This is a genomic window from Frateuria flava, assembly GCF_017837635.1.
Taxonomy (GTDB): Bacteria; Pseudomonadota; Gammaproteobacteria; order Xanthomonadales; family Rhodanobacteraceae; genus Frateuria_A; species Frateuria_A flava.
Genome location: NZ_JAGJRS010000034.1, coordinates 247,176 through 266,197 on the forward strand (window position 1 = coordinate 247,176; position 19,022 = coordinate 266,197).

At 67.7% G+C, this 19,022-nt stretch carries 15 protein-coding genes; 7 read left to right on the forward strand and 8 right to left on the reverse strand.

Annotated elements, in window-relative coordinates; all coding sequences use genetic code 11:
- Positions 1-38 precede the first annotated feature (38 nt).
- The gene (locus J7I44_RS16150; RefSeq protein WP_209623113.1) at positions 39-2,342 is read right to left on the reverse strand and encodes a nitric-oxide reductase large subunit; all 2,304 of its coding nucleotides are present in this window, start codon (positions 2,340-2,342) and stop codon (positions 39-41) included.
- 206 nt (positions 2,343-2,548) lie between these two features.
- On the opposite strand from J7I44_RS16150, the gene J7I44_RS16155 reads away from it, so the two are divergent.
- A complete protein-coding gene (locus J7I44_RS16155) occupies positions 2,549-3,253 on the forward strand; it encodes a glutathione S-transferase N-terminal domain-containing protein (RefSeq protein WP_209623115.1) in 705 nt (234 codons plus the stop codon).
- Here J7I44_RS16155 and J7I44_RS16160 read toward each other — a convergent pair.
- The 3 genes from J7I44_RS16160 to J7I44_RS16170 form a co-directional block, all read right to left on the reverse strand.
- Entirely contained in the window at positions 3,250-4,056 is an 807-nt protein-coding gene (locus tag J7I44_RS16160; RefSeq protein ID WP_209623117.1) for an alpha/beta hydrolase, read from the reverse strand. The genes J7I44_RS16155 and J7I44_RS16160 overlap by 4 nt on opposite strands.
- 173 nt (positions 4,057-4,229) lie before the next feature.
- On the reverse strand, positions 4,230-4,889 hold the full coding sequence (locus J7I44_RS16165) for a DsbA family oxidoreductase (RefSeq protein ID WP_209623119.1): 660 nt from the start codon (positions 4,887-4,889) through the stop codon (positions 4,230-4,232).
- A gap of 148 nt (positions 4,890-5,037) precedes the next feature.
- Positions 5,038-7,287, reverse strand: a complete 2,250-nt coding sequence (locus tag J7I44_RS16170) for a penicillin acylase family protein (RefSeq protein ID WP_209623121.1) — start codon at positions 7,285-7,287, stop codon at positions 5,038-5,040.
- A 170-nt stretch (positions 7,288-7,457) separates the two neighbouring features.
- On the opposite strand from J7I44_RS16170, the gene J7I44_RS16175 reads away from it, so the two are divergent.
- From J7I44_RS16175 to J7I44_RS16195, 5 genes are all read left to right on the forward strand, one after another.
- A complete protein-coding gene (locus J7I44_RS16175; RefSeq protein WP_209623123.1) occupies positions 7,458-8,267 on the forward strand; it encodes an N-acetylmuramoyl-L-alanine amidase in 810 nt (269 codons plus the stop codon).
- A 194-nt stretch (positions 8,268-8,461) separates the two neighbouring features.
- Positions 8,462-8,884, forward strand: coding sequence for a VOC family protein (locus tag J7I44_RS16180; protein WP_209623125.1), 423 nt, complete (start codon positions 8,462-8,464; stop codon positions 8,882-8,884).
- A 234-nt stretch (positions 8,885-9,118) separates the two neighbouring features.
- Positions 9,119-10,258 carry an alpha/beta hydrolase gene (locus tag J7I44_RS16185; protein ID WP_209623127.1) on the forward strand — a complete coding sequence of 380 codons (1,140 nt, stop codon included), beginning with the start codon at positions 9,119-9,121 and terminating at the stop codon, positions 10,256-10,258.
- 388 nt (positions 10,259-10,646) lie between these two features.
- On the forward strand, positions 10,647-11,423 hold the full coding sequence (locus J7I44_RS16190) for an iron-containing redox enzyme family protein (protein WP_209623129.1): 777 nt from the start codon (positions 10,647-10,649) through the stop codon (positions 11,421-11,423).
- Between the two features lie 64 nt (positions 11,424-11,487).
- Positions 11,488-14,232, forward strand: a complete 2,745-nt coding sequence (locus J7I44_RS16195; protein ID WP_209623131.1) for a putative bifunctional diguanylate cyclase/phosphodiesterase — start codon at positions 11,488-11,490, stop codon at positions 14,230-14,232.
- Positions 14,233-14,383: 151 nt separating this feature from the next.
- On the opposite strand, the gene msrA is transcribed toward J7I44_RS16195, so the two are convergent.
- From msrA to J7I44_RS16215, 4 genes are all read right to left on the reverse strand, one after another.
- Positions 14,384-15,085 carry a peptide-methionine (S)-S-oxide reductase MsrA gene (msrA, locus tag J7I44_RS16200; RefSeq protein ID WP_209623133.1) on the reverse strand — a complete coding sequence of 234 codons (702 nt, stop codon included), beginning with the start codon at positions 15,083-15,085 and terminating at the stop codon, positions 14,384-14,386.
- Between the two features lie 103 nt (positions 15,086-15,188).
- Positions 15,189-15,401: an RNA-binding S4 domain-containing protein gene (locus J7I44_RS16205; RefSeq protein WP_209623335.1), complete on the reverse strand. Its 213-nt coding sequence runs from the start codon at positions 15,399-15,401 to the stop codon at positions 15,189-15,191.
- A 99-nt stretch (positions 15,402-15,500) separates the two neighbouring features.
- Positions 15,501-15,884, reverse strand: coding sequence for a PRC-barrel domain-containing protein (locus tag J7I44_RS16210; RefSeq protein ID WP_209623135.1), 384 nt, complete (start codon positions 15,882-15,884; stop codon positions 15,501-15,503).
- A gap of 102 nt (positions 15,885-15,986) precedes the next feature.
- Positions 15,987-16,823, reverse strand: a complete 837-nt coding sequence (locus J7I44_RS16215) for a DUF72 domain-containing protein (RefSeq protein ID WP_209623137.1) — start codon at positions 16,821-16,823, stop codon at positions 15,987-15,989.
- A gap of 454 nt (positions 16,824-17,277) precedes the next feature.
- Between J7I44_RS16215 and J7I44_RS16220 the strand changes: the two genes are divergently transcribed.
- The gene (locus J7I44_RS16220; RefSeq protein WP_209623139.1) at positions 17,278-18,960 is read left to right on the forward strand and encodes a serine hydrolase; all 1,683 of its coding nucleotides are present in this window, start codon (positions 17,278-17,280) and stop codon (positions 18,958-18,960) included.
- The last annotated feature ends 62 nt before the right edge of the window (positions 18,961-19,022 follow it).

A 19,022-nucleotide genomic window follows, 5' to 3' on the forward strand; every position in this document is an offset into this window, starting at 1 on the left:
TGAAGCGCCCTCCCCAGCGAACGGGGAGGGCGTCGGGGCTACCGGATGCGACTGGCCGCGACCGGCTGTCCGCGCATCAGTTGCCAGCCCTTGATGCCGGCGATCAGCAGCGGAGCCGCGCCGAAGACGATGAACACCACGTCGCCGGGCAGGCGCAGCCATTCCAGCGTGCGTGCGCCGGCGCTGGTGGTGAACTCCAGCCCGCGCGCGTGCCAGTAACCGTTCTGCACCACGTCCCAGACCTGCAGGATGCCGCCGGGGAACAGGCTCAACGCAACCATCATCGCCAGTCCGATGTTGCTGCCGAAGAAGCAGACCCGCACGTACTTCTCCACCTGCGCCCAACGGGCGTCGTCCAGCACCTGACGCAACACGAACACCATCAACGCGATGGCCAGCATGCCGAAGACGCCCATCAGTGCGGCATGGCCATGGTTGGGCGTGAGGATCGTGCCGACCTCGTAGTAGCTGACGATCGGCAGGTTGATCAGGAAGCCGAACACGCCCGCGCCGACGAAGTTCCAGAAGCCGACCGCCATCAGGAAGTAGAAGGTCCACTTGTGCGGAATGTTGATTGCCCGGCCGCATTCCTCGCAGTCGGCACGGGTGGCGCGCACGAACGCCCAGGCATCCAGGGTGAGCAGCGTCAACGGGACCACTTCGAGCACCGAGAACATGCCCGCCAGGGCCAGGTTGATTTGCGTCTGGCCGCTGAAATACCAGTGGTGGCCGGTGCCGACCAGGCCGCCGAGGAAATACAGGATCGCATCGAGGTAAATGACCCTGAGCGCGGTGTTGCGCCGGGCCAGACCGAGCTGGAAGAACGTCAGCGCCACCACCGTCGTGGCAAACAGCTCGAAAAAGCCCTCGACCCACAGATGGATGATCCAGAACCGCCAGGTGTCGACGATGGTGTAGTTGGTGTGCGCCCCATAGAACAGCGCCGGGATGTAGAACGTCGGAATCGCCAGGGCCGCCACCATGAACATGCTAGCCAGCGGCTTGGCCTGTGGCGCGACGTTGCGCGGGCGGGCCAGCGTCCACAGCACCCCGAACCAGACGAACAGGCCCACGATCAGCAGGACCTGCCAGATCCTGCCCAGCTCCAGGAACTCCCATCCCTGATTCCCCAGCCAGAACCACAGGTCGCCGAGCAGGTTGGACATGCCCAGCCATTCGCCCAGCAGGCTGCCGAAGATCACCACGGCGAAAGCGCCGAAGATCAGGTTCACCCACAGTTTGAAGGAGCCCGGCTCGTCACTGCGCAGCGTGCGCCCGAGGAACAGCGCGGCGGCCACGTAGGCGGTCGCGATCCAGAAGATCGCTGTCTGCAGGTGCCAGGTGCGGAGCAGGTTGCTGGGCAAAATGTTGTCCAGCGGGAAGCCGTAGAAGTCGCCCGGCTCGGCACGCGAGTGCGCGATCGCGCCGCCCACCAGCGTCTGCAACAGGAACAGGATCGCCACGACGACGAAGTATTTCACCAGGGCACGCTGGCCTTCGCTCGCCGTGCCCGGCAATACCTGCGGATGGATGTGCCGCTCGTTGACCCAGCCCAGATGCTCGAACTTGCCGAAGATAAGCAGCACTGTCGCGATGCCGCCCAGAAGCACCACCAGGCTGAGCGCACTCCACAGGATCGATCCGGCGGTGGGGACATTGCCCACGCTGGGGTCATAGGGAAAGTTGTTGGTGTACGAATAGGTTTCCCCGGGCCGCGTGGCGACCGATACCCACGCCGCCCAGCCGACGAATGCAGCAAATTGGTGAAGCTCGTCCGGGTCGTTGATGAGATTGGGCCTGAGCCCGCCGTTGCGCGCCGAGGCGGTGAAATAGTCCGCCCAGTAGCCGACCTGGCGGTGGTAGGCGTCCGCCTCGGGCGCGGTCAATGCCAGCGTGCGGCTCGCCGCATCGTAGCGGTTGGTCTTCATCACCACCGCGGTCTGCGCCTGCAGGGCGGCCTTTTCCATGTCGTCCAGCTGTTCGGGCGGGCGACCGTAGCGGCTCAGCGCGAGGGCCCGCGCGGTGTCCCGGCCCATCCAGTGCAGCGCGAGCGCCGAGTAATCCGGGCCGAGGTAGGCGCCGTGACCCCAGATGCTGCCGTTGTTCATCAGGCCATAGCGCAGGAACACCGCCTGTCCGTCGCGGATGTCCTGGCCGGTGAACACCGTGTTGCCTTGCGGGTCGACCACCTTGTCGGGGATGGGCGGGGCGTTCTTGTACGCCAGCGCGGTGATCATCAGCAGCAGGCCAAAGCCCACCACCATCACGATGACCAGGATGCGGACCCACCAGGGCGAAACCGGGCCCTCGTCGCCCAGCAACGGTTCGGAAACGGTGTTCATCGAGATCTCCCCGAGAGTGCGTGTGTTACCTCGCGAAAGTGCGGCCAGGGGCCGATGGTGCGCATTCCCCGATGCGCCCCAGCCTGACCATTCCCGGTCGACCGCCAAGTCGATGTGAACTGTCGGGCGGAAGATCGCTCGGTTGGCCGTTGCAGTTGGTGTGGAAGACCCCCATCTTGTCCGGTTGGCCCCAAGGAGGAATCGCCATGCCCGATCTGTCCGCCTTCCCGATCACTGCGCGCTGGCCCGCGCGACACCCCGACCGCATCCAGCTCTATTCGCTCAACACGCCCAACGGCGTGAAGGTGTCGATCATGCTGGAGGAGACCACCCTGGCCTACGAGCCGCACCTGGTCGACATCATGCGGGACGAGAACAAGACGCCGGAATTCCTGTCGCTCAACCCCAACGGCAAGATCCCCGCGATCATCGACCCCGATGGCCCCGGCGGCGAGCCGATCGGGCTGTTCGAGTCCGGCGCGATCCTGCTTTATCTCGCCGAGAAGACCGGCATGTTCCTGTCGGCCGATCCGGCGCTGCGGTGGGAGACCATCCAGTGGGTGTTCTTCCAGATGGCCTCGATCGGGCCGATGTTCGGTCAGGTGGGTTTCTTCCACAAATTCGCCGGGCGCGACTACGAGGACAAGCGCCCGCTCAGGCGCTACGTGGATGAATCGCGCCGCCTGCTCGGCGTGCTGGAGGCGCGCCTGGACGAGCGGCCGTGGCTGATGGGCGAGGACTACAGCATTGCCGACATCGCCACGCTGGGCTGGGTGAACAACCTGATCGGGTTCTACGAGGCGCGGGATCTGGTGCATTTCGACGAGTTGTCGAACGTGCCGGCGTGGCTGGAACGCGGACTGGCGCGTCCGGCGGTGGAGCGTGGGTTGCAGATTCCCGGTCGGGGCTAGCTTCCGGTCCGCGTTTTCCCTTGGTCGGCGTCCGGGCGCGCGGCTTCCGGTGAGCCGGCTTCGGGCCGGGCATGTTCCAGCAGCGTCGTTGCCGCCGGCTGCCACAGCGTCCAGTTGTGATGGCCGGGCAGCTCGAACGCGTGGCCCGGTGGCAGCTGTGTGGCCAGCAGCGCGATGCGGTCGCGAAAGCGTTCCTTGTCGCCGTAGGCCACCCAGATCGATGCGGTGCGTTCCGGCGTTTCGGACCAGTGCTGGATGTAGCGCCACAACTCGCGCTGGTAGTTCGCTTCGCTGATCGTCTCCACGGGCCCGGGTCGCCAGCGATCCAGGCCGCCGGCCGCCTGGATCTCCCGATAGATGGCCTTGTCTCCCAGATAGGGCGAAATCAGCAGCATGCCGTCGATATCGCCAGGGAACGACCGGTCGTAAAGCAGGGCACCCATGCCGCCCAGCGAGATGCCCACCAGCCAGATCTGGTCGTAGTGCCGCCGGCGGGCCGGGACGATGACCTCCTCGTGCAAACGTTCGGCCGCACGGCCCTCGCGATAGAAGGGCATGGTCAGGCCAGTGAGAACCACGTCCGTGTCCGGCCAATGCTGCTGGATCGTCTGCGCGATGCCGCGAGTGCCGAGCGACTGCAGGTCGTCGCCGCGTCCGGGCAGCATCACCACCAGCCGGTGCGGTGGTTGCGTGGCGCTCACCCACCGGGTGGGAATCGGTCGGGTGATGTCGCCGCCGGCGCTGCAGGCAGCCAGGAGCAGGGCGACCAGGGGACCGAACACGGCAGACGGATGCAGGCGCATGGCAGGGGTCCGGTAGGCGATCGGGGCCAGCGTGCGCCGGCGCGGATGAAGGATGCGCCGCGCAGCCGCGAAGCGATCTTTCAGCAGCCTTGTACGCAAGAACAGGCGCGCTGGATTCGAGTCCTGCCGCGCCGGCGCTCGTCCGATCGAACGGTTCCGGCTGCCGCGTCCGGTCAGCCGTTCACCGACCCGGCGATCTCGCGCAGCGCCTGCTCGAACACTTCCGGCGGCTGCCCGCCAGGAATCAGGTGCGTCCCGTTGACGATGGTCGCCGGCACCGAGCGGATGCCGCGCTGCTGGAAGAATTGTTCCTGTGTACGCACCTGATCGGCATAGGCGCCACCTTCCAGGACATCGCGCGCCTCATCGCCATCCAGCCCCGCCTCACCGGCCAGCCGTACCAGCACGTCGTGCGAGGCGACGTCCTCGCCGTCGGTGAAGTAGGCGCGCAGCAGCGCTTTCTTGAGCGTGAGGTGGCGGCCCTTGAGCTCCGCCCAGTGCAGCAGGCGATGTGCGTCGAACGTGTTGTAGACACGGCTGCCCACGCCCATGTTGAAAGCAAACCTGACCGCCGCCGCGCGCTCGCGGATCACCGCGCGATTGGCTTCCACCCGCGCCGTGTCGATGCCGTACTTGTGCATCAGGTGCTCGGTAGCGTCTTCGCCTTCCGCCGGCAACTGCGGGTTGAGCTCGAACGGCTGCAGGTGGATGTCCGCCTGCACGGCGCCGCCCAGGCGCTGGAGCGCCTGCTCCAGCGACGCAAAGCCGACGGCGCACCACGGGCAGGAGACGTCCGAGACGAAGTCGATGCGGAGCGGGGTGGGAGCGGTCATGGCGGTTCCAGCGTTTGTACCTGGGGAAGATGGAGCCCGCCGATCGCTATCTCAACTGTCCGGCTTTGCAGGAGCGCACCCTGTGCGCGACCGCCATGCCGCAGGTGCCGCGCGGTCGCGCACAGGGTGCGCTCCTACCGTCGTGCCCTCAGAGGACGTTCCTGCCCTCGCCCGGGTGGTAGACCTGCTCGGTGTGCCCCCTCAACTGCTCGGGCCAGTAGTACACCTCGCGCAGGTTGCCGGTGGTGTAGCGCTCGGCCTCGTCGTTGAAGTGCGGCGATTGCGGATGTCCGCTCTCGCCCCCCGCGGTGATCGCTCGCGCGCTCACCTTCGGCCCGAACTCGACCACCGCGACGAAGCTGTTGCCGCTGGTGCCGTAGTAGCGTTTGGTGCCCGGCCAACGGTGCGCGCCGAAGGAGGCCAGCGAACCCCATCGGGACGAGGTGAAGGGCACCGGGATGCTCGGCTTGCTGTCGTCGAACGGTTGCACCAGGTCGCCGTTGATGCGCTGGAAGCGATTGATCTCGCCCCAAGGCACGCCCCAGTGGCCAAAGTCCTTTTCGAGCCGGTCGACGGCCTCGACCAGCGCGCCCAGGCGCGCCTTCGATCCAGCCTTTCCGGCCATGGCATCGTAGATGGACAGGCCTTCGGCGGTATCGGCCTTGCTCACTTCATCCCACAACGTATCTCCCCAGAACACCGCCAGCGAGGTCGGCATCGAGGCGATGCCCCAGCGGCAGTCCCAGTGGCGCAGCATGGCGATGGGCCCGGCGAGCTTCTTCTTCAGCGGATCGCTTGCGGGCAGGGCATCGTAATCCGCGACCAGGATCGGGATCTGCCGCGCGAACGCCGGCAGGTAGGAGTCGAACGCGGCGGTGATCAGCGAGGCACGGGTGAAATCGTCCTTCCCCGTGAGCACGTGGATCGCATGCAGGCCACGCGGGTTCTCGCCGAAGGTGTCCATGTAGCGCGGGAAGTCCTGCTTCTTCGGGCTGTCCTTGCCGGCGGCAGAGTAGGGCCAGTTGTTGGTGTTGTAGACCCAGCCGGTGGCCGGGTTGAACACATGCGGCGCCTGGTCCAGCGGCGTGAGGCCGTGCCAGTCGGTGGCCGGGTCGGAGCCGTCGACCGGTTGGGTGTAGTCGAAGCGGTCGTCGCGCCTGGGGATGAATTGCGGGTGCAGGTAGGCGATCTCGCCCTTGTCGTCCGCGAACAAGGTGTTGTTGGACGAATTGGCCTTCAGCTCGGCCACCTTCATGTAGCTGGCGTAGTCGTGCGCCTTGGTCCGCAGCCAGCTTTGTTCCAGCGCGGGAATGGGCCGGTTCATCAGCGCCGTCGCGATCCACTTTCCGTTCGCCTCGCGCACGATCGGGCCGTGGTGGGTGAAGTACGCGGTAAATGTGCGTTTGGCCATCGAGCCGTCCTTCGCGCGATAGGCCAGGGTGATCTCACGCTCGGTGACGGGTCGCAGCTCCTTGCCGTAGCGGTAGTACGGCTTGCCGTCCTTGCGCACGGTGGTTTCGGCGAACTCGTCCACCACGTCCGCACCGGTGGAGGTGTGCATCCAGCCGATGTGGTGGTTGAAGCCCTGGTAGACGAAGAACTGGCCCCAGGTCACCGCGCCGTAGGCGTCCAGTCCCACATCGGAGGTCATCTGCAGTTCCGAGCGGAAGAAGAACGAGGTGTGCGGGTTGATCAGCAGCAGCGCATGGCCGTCGGCGGTGAGCTTCGGTGCGATCGCGATGCCGTTCGATCCGGTCGGTTCGACCCAGCTCGGGTGTGCCAGGGCCATCGCCACCGGCACCGGCGTGTCGTCCGGCCTGCCATAGAAGGCCTGCAACTGCTCGAGCGAGACGCGCTCGATGTCGCCGCCGATGCTGCCCTCGGTGAAGCTCAGCGCCATCCACGGCTCGTAGTGGGTGATCACGCGCGGGTGCGCGTCCGGATGCGTGGCCAGGTAGTAGTTGAGGCCGTCGGCCCAGGCGTCCATCAGCTGCTTGAGCCAGGCGGGGCTTTGCGCGTACAGCTTCTTCAGTTCCACCGGGTCGATGAAGAGCTGCTGGCGCAGGTCCGACCAGAGCGCCTGCTCGCCTTCGGCCTCGGCCAGCCGGCCCAGCGCGTTGAGGTAGTTGGTCTCGACGCGGTTGAAGTCGTCCTCGGCCTGCGCGTAGACCATGCCAAATACCGCGTCCGCGTCGGTCTTGCCGTGCACGTGGGCGATGCCCCAGTCGTCGCGCGTGATGGTCACGGCCTGGGCTTCCTGCTTCCAGCGCGCCTGCTCGCCGGCGTCCGCCCGGGCGGTGGTGACCAGGCCGAACCCAAGCAGGGTGGCCAGCGGCAGGGCGCGCAGCGCGTGGCGGAGCATCGGGCGGGCCGGCGTGGAGGAAGTGGTGGCAGGCATCTGTGGCTCCCTTGCGTGGCAGGGCCGGGGGACCGCGAGCAACCGGGTCCGCCGGGCGTCGCCGGCAACCATAGCAGGCACGGGCGCGGCGAGAAGCGGATGCGGATGGCCGTCACGAGCGCTGCGCTGCGGCCTTGACGTCGCCCAAGCCGCTGCGGCACGTTCGTGGGATGACCTGCCGCCTGCCACCTGCCGTGTTCCGTCTCCGTTCCCTTTGCGCACCGGTGCTTCGTGCGGGCCGCCTGCTTCCGCTGGCCTTGCTGCTGGCCGCGTGCGGCCCCGTGCGCAACCCGATGGCGCATTGGGTGCCGTCACCCAACTACGACGAGCGCCGCCCCGTGGCGATCGTCATCCACTTCACCGACCAGCATTCGGTGCAGGAAAGCCTGCACACCCTGCGTACCGCCAACAGCGGCGGGCCGGTGAGCGCGCATTACCTGGTCGGCAGCGACGGGGGCATCTACCAGCTGGTCGCCGACAGCAAGCGGGCCTGGCAGGCCGGTCCCGGGCGCTGGGGCACGATCACCGACCTCAACTCGGCCTCCATCGGCATCGAGCTGGACAACGATGGCCACTCGCCCTTCGCGCCAGCGCAGATCCACAGCCTGCTGCGCCTGCTGGCGGACCTCACCACGCGGCTGCACATCCCGCCCACGCAGATCATCGGCCACGAGGACCTCGCGCCCGGCCGCAAGGACGATCCCGGTCCGCTGTTCCCGTGGCAACGCCTGGCCGAGGCCGGGTACGGCCTGTGGCCGCAAGGCCCGCTGGTCGATCCACCGCCGGGTTTCGATCCCTGGATGGCGCTGGCGCTGGTGGGTTACCCGCTGGATGACCGTGCGGCTGCGGTGCGTTCCTTCCATCACCATTTCCGCGGCATGGACGGCGACACGCTCGATGCCCAGGACCTGCGCGTGCTGTACGCGCTGTCCTGCCAGCTCACCGGAACGCCGGAAACCCCGCCGGTTTCGACCCGATAGGACCGCGCTGTCGCATCAGTCCGCTTTCGGCAGGCTTCCTGAGAGTACCTGCAGGACCCATCCGCACCCGATCCCCACCCTTGAGTTCATTAGTGTCGGGCCGCGAGGATAGAGGGCTCGAAAGCGATGTCGAAATCCTGCCCGCCCGCTCGTCGCTAGAGTGCAAGCCCACTCATCCCGACGAGGAAGCACTCATGCAAATCCAGCCTTACCTGTTTTTCGATGGCCGCTGCGAAGAGGCGGTCGCGTTCTACCGCGACGCGCTCGGCGCGCAGGTGCTCGCGCTGATGCACTATTCCGACGCGCCTGCGGGCGATGCCGGCTGCCCGGGCGGGCAGCCGCCGCCGGCGGACAAGGTCATGCACGCTGCGTTGCAGATCGGCCAGACCCTGGTCATGGCGTCGGACGGCTTCGCCAGCGGACGACCGGAATTCAAGGGCGTGTCCCTGTCCATCACGGCCGACGACGACGCGCAGGCGCGCCAGCTGTTCGACGCACTGGCCGCAGGCGGGCAGGTGCAACAGCCGCTCGGGCCCAGCTTCTTCGCCTCCAGCTTCGGCATGGTGGCGGACCGTTTCGGCGTGTCCTGGATGGTGGTCGCCGGCACGCAGGGCTGACGTCAGGCGGGTGCCAGTCCGCCACTGCAGCGCACTGCCGAGAGGTCTATGATCCCACCCGTGCCGCCGGACAGGGGCCGCGGCACGGCGCAGCTCGCCCGGTTGCGGGCGACGGAGGCCATGCTCCCGGCCGCAACGGCGGGTGGTGCCGGGATAGTGTGGTTCGATGTGCGTCGATGGTGGCGCCAGGCGCTTCGCCTGGTGGCGACGAGGACTCGCCCGGGAGGCACTCTGATGTTCAAGCGCATGCGTTCTGGTGGTCGATATGCAGGGCTGGCAGCTCTTTGGCTGGGCTGCGGAGCGGCCCTGGCCGGCACATCCGATCCGCCGCCCGTCACCCCCCGGCAGGCGGCCGCGCCCTCGATGCGGCTGCTGGGCCAGGTGCTGGACATAAAGATCCACGGCACGTCGCTCGAAGGCAACCGGCTGGGCGATTCGCCCGAGCGCACGGTGAACGTGTATCTGCCCCCCGGCTATCTGCACGACCCTTCGCGCCGTTACCCGGTCATCTACTCCCTCGGCGGCTACCAGCCTTCGCCCGCGCTGGCCGCGCAGATCGGCCCGCATCCGGAAGGCTATTTGTTCGTCGGCGTGGACCGGGCCATCGCCCAGGGACGGCTGGGCAAGCTCATCCTGGTCAACATCGAGGGCTGGAACCGCCTGGGCGGAAGCTTCTGGGTCAATTCGGCCAGTACCGGCCGCTGGGAGGATTTCGTCACGCGCGACGTGATTCCCATGATCGACAAACAGTTCCGCACCCTTCGCAATCGCGACAGCCGTGGCCTGTACGGCGGCTCGATGGGCGGCTTCGGCGCGTTATCCATCGCGATGCACCGGCCCAGGCTGTTCGGCACGGTGTTCGCGCAGTCGCCGTGCTGCATGGCGATGGTCGAGGAGCTGGGGCCGACGCCCGCGTGGGTTCCCATGCAGCAGGTGACCCTGGCGCAGGCCGATGCGGCCTTCCAGCATGGCGATCCAGCCGCGCTGGAGACACTGGCGCTGGCCGCCGCCTTCGCCCCGGATGCGGGTCGACCGGACGTCTTCGGCGACCTGCCTTATCGCGTGGACGGTGGGCGCGTGGTGCCGGCGGAGCCCGCGTACGCGACGTGGCTCGCCCATCTGCCGGGCAACCGGCTGGACCGCGAAGCCGCCGGCCTGAAAACGCTCAACGGCCTGCGCATCCAGTACGGCGACCACGACGAGTTGCGCCACATCCCGGCCAGCGTGCCGGCGTTCCATCAGGCCTTGCTCGCCCGTGGCGTCAGGCACGAGTACCTGGTCGATCACGGCGGGCATGTGGACCTGGGGCGCTTCGAGCGGGACGCGGTTCCTTTTTTCGCGCGGACGCTCGCCGGCGCAAACGCCTCACCTTGAATGCGGGCGTCGTGCGGCAGCCGTCGTTCGGCGATAGCACGGCATCGTCCCGGCCAGCCCGACGTCGTGCCGAGGAAGCCCCCCGGCCGCTACGCGCGACGTCGCCTCGGCGCTGGCCGCCGAGCAGCGCACGCGCCACTGATTCCCCGGACCCGCACACGGTCTTGACGCAAGCGGGGGCGTCAGGCGCGAAGATGGAGGCGTTGCCAGTATTGAATCCTTCCCGGGCGTGAACAGCCCATCCAGGGCGTGTGCGCATTCCCCATCCATGAGACAGCCGATCGGAACCATGACTTTCCCTGGCGCGCTGCGAGCCAGGGGAACGGGCGCCCTTGTGTGGGTGGTCCGAATCGAATGCCTCGCAGCACACCCCGAGAGGAGCTACGCAATGAATCATCGTTTCGAACGGACCGGTCCCCTGACGGACATCTCCAGCTATCCGCAGTGGGCGCAGGACATGGTCGGCGCCTGCGAGGAAACCAAGCAGAGCGTGATCCGCCACGAGTTGTGGGACCGGATGCGCGAGGTGCGCCTGAGCCGACAGGGCACCCGCGACTTCATGGCCGGCATCTGGCCGGTGATCGAGCGCTTTCCCGCCTACATGGCCCGCAACCTGCTCAAGACCCAGTACGGGCGCAGCCCGGGCGACAACATGGCCCGCCGCTGGCTGGTGCGCAACATCCGCGTCGAGCAGAACCACGCCGACCATTGGCTCAACTGGGCCGAAGGCGCCGGCGTGCCGCGCTGGGACGTCCTGTACGGCGCGCGTGCGCAGGGCACCCAGGTGCTCGCCGACTGGTGCGAGGAGGTCAGCGAGCATGACAGCCTGGCCGCCGGCATCGTGGCCACCAATTACGCGGTCGAAGGCGCCACCGGCGAGTGGTCGCAGCTGATCTACGACAGTGCCAGCTACGCCCAGAGCATGCCCGCCGACAAGCGCATCCAGAGCCTGCGTTGGCTGCAGCTGCACGCCGCCTATGACGACACCCACCCCTGGGAGGCGCTGGAGATCGTCTGCACACTCAAGGGAACGGCGCCGGCTGCCGATGAAGTGGACCACCTCACCGAGTGCGTCAAGCGCAGCTATGTCGGCATGCGGATTCTGGCCGATCGCTGCGTCGCGCAGCCGAACGTTTACGGAACCGTGAACGAGGCGGCGGCTTGATGGCGCACGAAAGGTGAACAATCACCCGTAGAATTGGGCGGGTCAGCCACACAAAAAGGACAAAATGCCTGCTGCCGTGCCTAGATTGCACTCACTGCCCCGGCGCCTGCTGCCGTTGGCATGGGGACTGGCGGCCGTCATCGGGCTGATCCTGGCGTTCACCTGGGGTGCGCTGAAGGTCCAGGTTGCTCTCGCCGGCTTTCTCAACGGCGAGAGCATCTGGTCCAAGGCGCAGAAGCAGGCGGTCATCGACCTGCGCAACTACGCGGCCAGCGGCAGCCCGGCCGACCTGGCGGCCTACCGCCGCAATTACGACATCCTGCGCATCGACCGCTGGACGCGTGACACGGTGGCTACCGGGAACTACGACCGCCAGGCGGTGGCCGATGCGCTGGTACGCGTCAACACCATGCAGTCGGCCGTACCGGGCGTGATCTTCATGCTCGACCACTTCTCCTCGGGGCCGTACATGAAGGAGGCGCTCGCGGCGTGGCGGTCGGTCGATCGCCAGGTCGCCGAGCTGGACACGATCGCCCACGAACTGGAGGCGGCCCACGCGCGCGGCGCGATGGACCGGGCCAGCATCGCGCGCCAGCAGGCACGCATCCGCGCCTTGAACGACTACATCGAGCCGCGCGCCAAGGTGTTCTCGCAGGAAGTGGCACATGGCGCGGTCTGGATGGGGCGCGTGCTGTACTCGACCATCTTCGGCGCCACCTGCCTGGCCACGCTGCTGTGGCTGTGGATGGCGCGGCGCGTGCTGGCCAACATGCGCGGCACGGAAGAGCGCTACCGGCTGCTGTTCGACCGCGCACCGGACGCGATCGTCATGGTGGACGAGCAGGGCGGCCACATCCTGGACGCCAACTACAAGACCACCGAATGGACCGGCCGCGGGCAGCAGGAACTGATCGGCATGCCGTTCGCCGCGCTGTTCGAGCGCGGCCAGCCGGGCGGGGAGGGCATCACCCAGGGCGCCCTGCGCAATGGCCAGGGCTCGTCCCGGCCGGTGGAAACACAAAGCAGCCTGGTCCGCTGGGGCGAGCGCCAGGTACGCCAGGCGATCGTCCGCGACATTTCCGAACGCATCAGCCTTGAGCAGGAGCGACGCATCGCCGCCGAGGCGCTGGCCAGCATCGCCGAGGGCGTGATCATCGCCGACGCCGAGCGCCGGGTGCTTTCGATCAATGCGGCGCACGTGGCCATCACCGGCCTGTCGCTGCAGGACATGCTGGGTCGCCGCTTCGACGAAACCCGCTGCCTGCCCGACGACAGACCGATGCCGTCGTCGGTGTGGGAAACCCTGGAAGCCGGCGGCAACTGGCTGGGCGAGGTGCACAGCCAGCGCGCCGACGGCAGCGTCTATCCCGAACTGCTCAGCATCAGTGTCATCCGCGACGCGGAAGAGCGCGTGCAGCAGTACGTGGCGGTGTTCACCAACATCAGCACCACCAAGGCCAACCAGCGCCGGCTGGAGCATCTGGCCACCCACGACCCGCTGACCGGCCTGGCCAACCGTGCCGAGTTCGAGCGCCAGTGCGCGCAGGCGATCCACACCGCCGACCGTGAACACGGCGCCGTGGCGGTTCTGTTCATCGACCTGGATGCCTTCAAGGTGGTCAACGACAGCTACAGCCACGCCATCGGCGACCGGCTGCTGGTGCACGTGGCCGAGCGCATCAGCCGGGATCTGGGCGAGCACGACGTGGCCGGCCGCATCGGCGGCGACGAGTTCACCGTGCTGATCGGCCGGCTGGTTTCGCGCGAGCAGGCCAGCGCGCTGGCGCAGCGCCTGTTGAGCGTGCTGGGCGAGACCATGAAGGTGGGCGACTACGAGGTCGCGCTGAGCGCGAGCATCGGCATCGCCGGGTACCCGCTGGACGGTAGCGATCCGGTGACCCTGATCGCCAACGCCGATGCGGCCATGTACGCGGCCAAGACGCAGGAGCGCAACACCTACCGCTTCTACTCGCCGATGATGCAGGCCGACGCGCGCAAGCGGCTGGCGCTGGCGGCGGAACTGCGCCAGGCCCTCAGCCGCGACGAGTTCCGGCTGGTCTACCAACCGAGTGTGGACCTGCGCAACGGCAAGGTGGTGGCGGTCGAGGCGCTGCTGCGCTGGCGCCATCCATCGCGCGGCGAGGTATCGCCGGCCGAGTTCATTCCCATGGCCGAAAAGCTCGGCCTGATCCGCCACGTCGACGAGTGGGTACTGCAGGCGGTCGCCCGCCAGATGCGCCAGTGGGACGAGGAAGGCCTGCCGCCGATCCGCGTGGCGGTGAACATTTCCGCCGGTTCCTACGGCGCGCCGCACTTCGTCGAGGACGTGCGCCGCTGGCTGGTGGCCGAGCAGGTCGCGCCACCGCGCCTGCTGCTGGAGATCACCGAAGGCGCGATCCTGCGCCTGGGCGACGAGATGGAGCGCACCATGAATGCCCTGCACGCGTTGGGCGTGGGCGTGGCGATCGACGATTTCGGGACCGGCTACTCCTCGATGGCGTACCTCAAACTGCCGGCGATCGCCTTCCTCAAGATCGACAAGAGCTTCGTCGATGGTTTGCCGGGCAGTTCGAACGACGCGGCCATCGTCGAAGCGATGCTCGCGCTGTCCAAACGGCTTGGGCTGTGCGCCATCGCCGAAGGTATCGAGACCGAAGCGCAGCACGAGTTCCTGCTTCGCGCCGGCTGCACCGAAGGCCAGGGCTACCTGTACGCACGGGCACTCGAAGTGCAGGAGATCGAACGCATGCTGCGCCCCGGCCAACGCCCGGGATCGGCCAAACTGCGGCTGGTGCCACCGATCCGCTGACCAGGCGCACCCCCGCAGGCCCGCTTCGCGGGAATGACGCCAGCGCTGAAACCCGACGCCAATCCGACGGAGGCTGGGCTTCAGCCCACCGGCCCGGGTGTCCGGAAGATCGGCAGGCCGGAACCCACCGTACGGGTTGCTTTCGTCCCGCTCAGTGCAGGCGTACCTGGACCAACTGCTCCCGCGGGCGATACAGCGCCGGCAGCCACTGCTTCAGGTGGGCCACCTTGGGCGCGTCGTTGTAGACGATGTAGGCGTTGTCCGGGTGCTGCGCGGCGAAGTCCTGGTGGTAGCCCTCGGCAGCGTAGAAACCCTTCAACGGCACGACCTGGGTGACGATCGGCGCGGCGAACGCGTGCGCGGCGGTGAGCTGGGTGATGTAGGCCTGGGCGACCTGCTGCTGCTCGGGCGTGGCGTAGAAGATCGCCGAGCGATACTGGTTGCCGACATCCGGCCCCTGGCGGTTGAGCTGGGTGGGGTCGTGGGCGACCGAGAAAAACACCTTCAGCAGTTGGCCGTAGCTGACCTTGGCCGGGTCATAGACCACCTTGACCGATTCGGCGTGCCCGGTGTCGCCGTCGCTGACTTGCGCATAGGTCGCGGTATCGGCGGCACCGCCGGCATAGCCGGACCAGGCCTCGCGCACGCCGCGGACGTGGTCGAACACCGCCTCGACACCCCAGAAGCAGCCCCCGGCGAACACCGCCACCTGCTCGCCAGGGCGGATGGGCGCGGGGTCGAGTCGCGGATCGGGCAGGTTGGCCACGCCGTCGGCGGTGGCCGGTCCGGACACGCCGCAGCCGGCCAGCAGGGCGACGGCCAGGGGGATCAGGGGAAACCATCGGTTGGACATGCGGTTACCTCGGAGCGAAGTCGCAGGGAGCTTTACGGCGGCACGCCCGGATGGGATGCACCATGCTCGCAAGGGATTCGCCGGCCGCGGTCGCCGGGTTACGTCAGGCCACGTGGATTTCCACGTCACCCAGGCTCACCGTCTGTCCTGCGTGGATCTTGCAGGTCTTGCGCAGCTCCTGCTGTCCGTCGACGTAAACCTCGCCGCTGGCCACGAGCATCTTGCCGGCACCGCCGCTGTCGCACAGCCCGACGAGCTTGAGCAACTGGTTGAGCTCGACATGATCGCGATCGAGCTGGAAGGTGAGCGTCTGCATGGCTGGCGTTGGCTGGCTGGCGGGGCAGGCAGTGTATCGGGAGCGCATGCGACGAGGGCGCCGCGACGCGACGCCCTCGGACAACTCAGGCCTGCTACCTCAGTGGTAGTAGCTGCTGATGCGATTGGTAAAGGTGGAATCGGCAAAGTCGGGCCAGTTGTCCTGGTCGAACCCCGGCGCATCCTTCAGCCGGTCCTTGGACACATCCAGCACCAGGCAATGGTTGTCGGTATCCAGACGCATGGCATTCCACGGCACCGCGAACAGCTTGTCGCCCATGCCGAGCCAGCCGCCGAAAGACAGCACGGCATACTGGATCGTGCCGCTGGCGGTATCGATCATCAGGTCCTTGATCTCGCCCAGATCCTCGCCCGAGGCGTTGCGTACGTTTTCGCCGTTGAGCGTGCTGGAGGCCAGCACCGGGCCGGTACCCATACCGCGGTTGGGATTGGTCGAGTTGTAGCCGGTCGATTGGATGGTCATGGCGAGTCTCCTTGGGCGGTGAGGGAAATCGTCGTCGTCGCGACGAGTTCCAGCCTGCCTCAAGCGCCGTGACGCGCGGGGCAAACGACCGTAAACATCCCCTCAGTCCGCTCGTCGGCGCGCGTCGACGCGGGCCTGCAACGCCATGGCAGCCGCGGGGTTGCGCTCCTTTGCGCTGCTGATGAAAAAGATGAACACATCCCGCGGCGCGCCATCCGGTTGGGATGTGCTGGCATGCGGCAGCCCGGCCGTGTCCTTGCCCTGCGCCCAGGCGCTTGCCTGCTCGGCCCAGTCATCCAGTGCCGCGGACGGATAGCCGTCCGGTTGGTCGGCCGCGCTGCGCATCAGCCGCGCATAGACGAAATCACCGGTGAGGTCGGCGAACGACGGGTATTTCGACGCGTCGGTGAACACCGTGGGCACGCCATGCGCGCGGGCGAGCGCCACGTAGCCCTCGCTTGCGAAGCTCGGGTGGCGCACCTCCAGCACGTGGCGCAACGGCCGGCCGTCGAGCTCGCGCGGCAGCGCGTCCAGGAAACCGGCGATGTCGTCTCTGTCGAATGGCCGCGACGGGCCCAGCTGCCAGTTGATCGGTCCCAGCCGGTCGCCCATTTCGGCGATGCCACCGAACACGAAAGCTTCGATGCCCTTGCCGGCGGCGGCCAGTTTCCGGCTCTCGACCACGTAACGCGGCGCCTTGAGCGCGAACACGAAGCCTTCGGGCGTTTCCGCGGCCCATTTGGCGTAGGTGGCCGGCTTCTGCGCGCCATAGAAGGTGCCGTTGATCTCGATCGCGCGCAGATGGCGGCTGGCGTATTCCAGCTCGCGCCGCTGCACCAGGCCGGCGGGGTAGAAGTTGTTGCGCCAGGGGGCGAAGGTCCAGCCGCCGATGCCGACACGGATCGGCCCGGAGGGTGGTGCGGCGCGGGTGGGTGTCATGGCGTGCTCCTGCGGCGGGCGCCCATGCTTGCACGTGACCGTCGTCGGTTGCGTGAGCGGCGTGACTTGCGCCACGCGCGACCCTTCACGGGGCGCGTATCTGTGCAGCGTTTCCTCCGCCCCTTCCGCGACCGCGACCACTGGCGCGCCCCGGCCGACCTGGGCGACGAGCTGAACATGGCCTCGCCCCGGGCTCGCATCTGGGTCCCGATCACCGCACGCTGCATTTTTCCAGCACACGGGGCGTGCGCGGTGCACTACCCCGTAGCGAAGCGCGGGGACGCCAGGACGTGGCGCGCATGGAGGCCTGGGACACCGGCCTGGACAACCTCTGGTCGCTCTCGCTGGCGCCCTGGATTGCGGCCCACGCCCACGGTGGCTGAGCGGGCCCGGCAGGCTGGCGTCCTGCCGGTTTTGCCGCGATAGTGGGACGTTCTCAACGCGGAGCCTTTCGATGACCCAGCCTGTTTTCTCCATCCGCCTGGCCGCGGCCTGCGCGCTCGTGTTCGCCGCCACCGGCGCGCTGGCGCAGACGCCCGCCCAGCACCCGCTGCCGCCGCCGGTCTCCACCGGCGACACCGCACGCCTGATGCTGCCGCCGCAGCTGGCGGATTTCGGCGCCTACGTCGACAGCGCGCGCAAGACCTTCGACGTGCCCGGCATCGCGGTGGCCATCGTCAAGGACGGGCACGTGGTGATGGAGCAGGGCTTCGGCCTGCGGGAGCTGGGCAAGGGCGACAAGGTCGATGCCGACACGCTGTTCGCGATCGCCTCCAACACAAAGGCGTTCACCGCCGCGGCGCTGCAGCAGCTGGCCGAGGCCGGAAAGCTGGACATGGATGACCGGGTGATCGAGCACCTGCCGTGGTTCCGCATGTCCGACGCCTACGTGACCCACGAGATGCGCATCCGCGACCTGCTGGCGCACCGCAGCGGCCTGTCCCTGGGAGCGGGCGACCTGCTGTACTGGCCGCCGACCGATTACACCACCAGGGATGTCGTCGAGCGCCTGGCCAAGGTGCCGATCAAGAACAGCTTCCGCGCCGGCTATGCCTACGACAACATCCTGTTCGCCGTGGCCACGCTGGTGATCGAGCAGGCCTCCGGCCAGAGCTACGCCGACTACGTGCGCGAGCACATCTTCAAGCCGGTGGGCATGAACGAGTCGCTGATCGACAAGACCTACCTCAAGAGCGGGATGGATGTCGCCACTGGCCACGCCAAGGCCGACTTCAAGGACCTCAAGCCCGTGCCCCCGATGGCCTGGCTCAACGACCCGGGTGCCGGCGGCATCTACTCGAGCGTGCACGATCTGGCCAAGTGGATGAACGTGCAGCTGGCCGGCGGCGCGTTGCCGACCACCGGCGCCGACGGCAAGCCGAAGCGGCTGTTCTCCGAGGACAGCCAGCACCAGATGTGGTCGATGCTCACGCCCATCGAGATCCACAAGGCGCAGGTCCCCGAGCTGGCCTCGCTCACGCCCGACTTCTTCGGTTACGGCGAGAGCTGGTTCCTGTCCGACTACCAGGGCAGGAAGCTGGTGTGGCACACCGGCGGCTGGCCGGGCATGGTCTCGCGCGTCACGCTGGTGCCGGAACTCAAGCTCGGCGTGGTGGTACTGACCAACGCCGAGTCCGGCGCCGCCTTCAACGCGGTCACCTACCGCGTGCTCGATGCCTACCTCAACCCGGGCAAGAAGACCGACTGGGTTGCCGTGTACGACAAGGCGGTGAAGAAGGCGCAGGCCAAGGCCGACGACAGCATGGCCAGGCACGAGGCCGCGCGTGACAAGGACAGCAAGCCTTCGCTGCCGCTGGCCGGTTACGCGGGCACCTACCGCGATCCGTGGTACGGCGACGTCGTCGTCAGCCGCGACGGCGGCAAGCTGCGCATGCGCTTCAGCCACACGCCGCAGCTGGTCGGCACCATGACGCCGTGGCAGCACGACACCTTTACCGTGCGCTGGGACGATCGCACGCTCAATGCCGATGCCTTCGTGACCTTCGCGCTGGACGAGGATGGCCACGTGCGCGAGGCGCGCATGGAGCCGATCTCGCCGCTGACCGACTTCAGCTTCGACTTCCAGGACCTGCGCCTGGCGCCGGTGGCGAAGGACGGCGAGGGGGCGGACGATTGAACCGTGAGGGGCCGGGCGACCGGCCCCTTTTTCCAATCACTGACCGTTTAGCAGGAGCGCCC

Bases quoted from the DNA above. Each gene is read 5' to 3' on its own strand.
- J7I44_RS16170 (WP_209623121.1), bottom strand. From the start codon at position 7,287: ATGCCTGCCACCACTTCCTCCACGCCGGCCCGCCCGATGCTCCGCCAC.
- J7I44_RS16220 (WP_209623139.1), top strand. From the start codon at position 17,278: ATGACCCAGCCTGTTTTCTCCATCCGCCTGGCCGCGGCCTGCGCGCTC.
- J7I44_RS16185 (WP_209623127.1), top strand. From the start codon at position 9,119: ATGTTCAAGCGCATGCGTTCTGGTGGTCGATATGCAGGGCTGGCAGCT.
- J7I44_RS16180 (WP_209623125.1), top strand. From the start codon at position 8,462: ATGCAAATCCAGCCTTACCTGTTTTTCGATGGCCGCTGCGAAGAGGCG.
- J7I44_RS16165 (WP_209623119.1), bottom strand. From the start codon at position 4,889: ATGACCGCTCCCACCCCGCTCCGCATCGACTTCGTCTCGGACGTCTCC.
- J7I44_RS16190 (WP_209623129.1), top strand. From the start codon at position 10,647: ATGAATCATCGTTTCGAACGGACCGGTCCCCTGACGGACATCTCCAGC.
- J7I44_RS16205 (WP_209623335.1), bottom strand. From the start codon at position 15,401: ATGCAGACGCTCACCTTCCAGCTCGATCGCGATCATGTCGAGCTCAAC.
- msrA (WP_209623133.1), bottom strand. From the start codon at position 15,085: ATGTCCAACCGATGGTTTCCCCTGATCCCCCTGGCCGTCGCCCTGCTG.
- J7I44_RS16175 (WP_209623123.1), top strand. From the start codon at position 7,458: ATGACCTGCCGCCTGCCACCTGCCGTGTTCCGTCTCCGTTCCCTTTGC.
- J7I44_RS16195 (WP_209623131.1), top strand. From the start codon at position 11,488: ATGCCTGCTGCCGTGCCTAGATTGCACTCACTGCCCCGGCGCCTGCTG.
- J7I44_RS16155 (WP_209623115.1), top strand. From the start codon at position 2,549: ATGCCCGATCTGTCCGCCTTCCCGATCACTGCGCGCTGGCCCGCGCGA.
- J7I44_RS16150 (WP_209623113.1), bottom strand. From the start codon at position 2,342: ATGAACACCGTTTCCGAACCGTTGCTGGGCGACGAGGGCCCGGTTTCG.
- J7I44_RS16160 (WP_209623117.1), bottom strand. From the start codon at position 4,056: ATGCGCCTGCATCCGTCTGCCGTGTTCGGTCCCCTGGTCGCCCTGCTC.
- J7I44_RS16210 (WP_209623135.1), bottom strand. From the start codon at position 15,884: ATGACCATCCAATCGACCGGCTACAACTCGACCAATCCCAACCGCGGT.
- J7I44_RS16215 (WP_209623137.1), bottom strand. From the start codon at position 16,823: ATGACACCCACCCGCGCCGCACCACCCTCCGGGCCGATCCGTGTCGGC.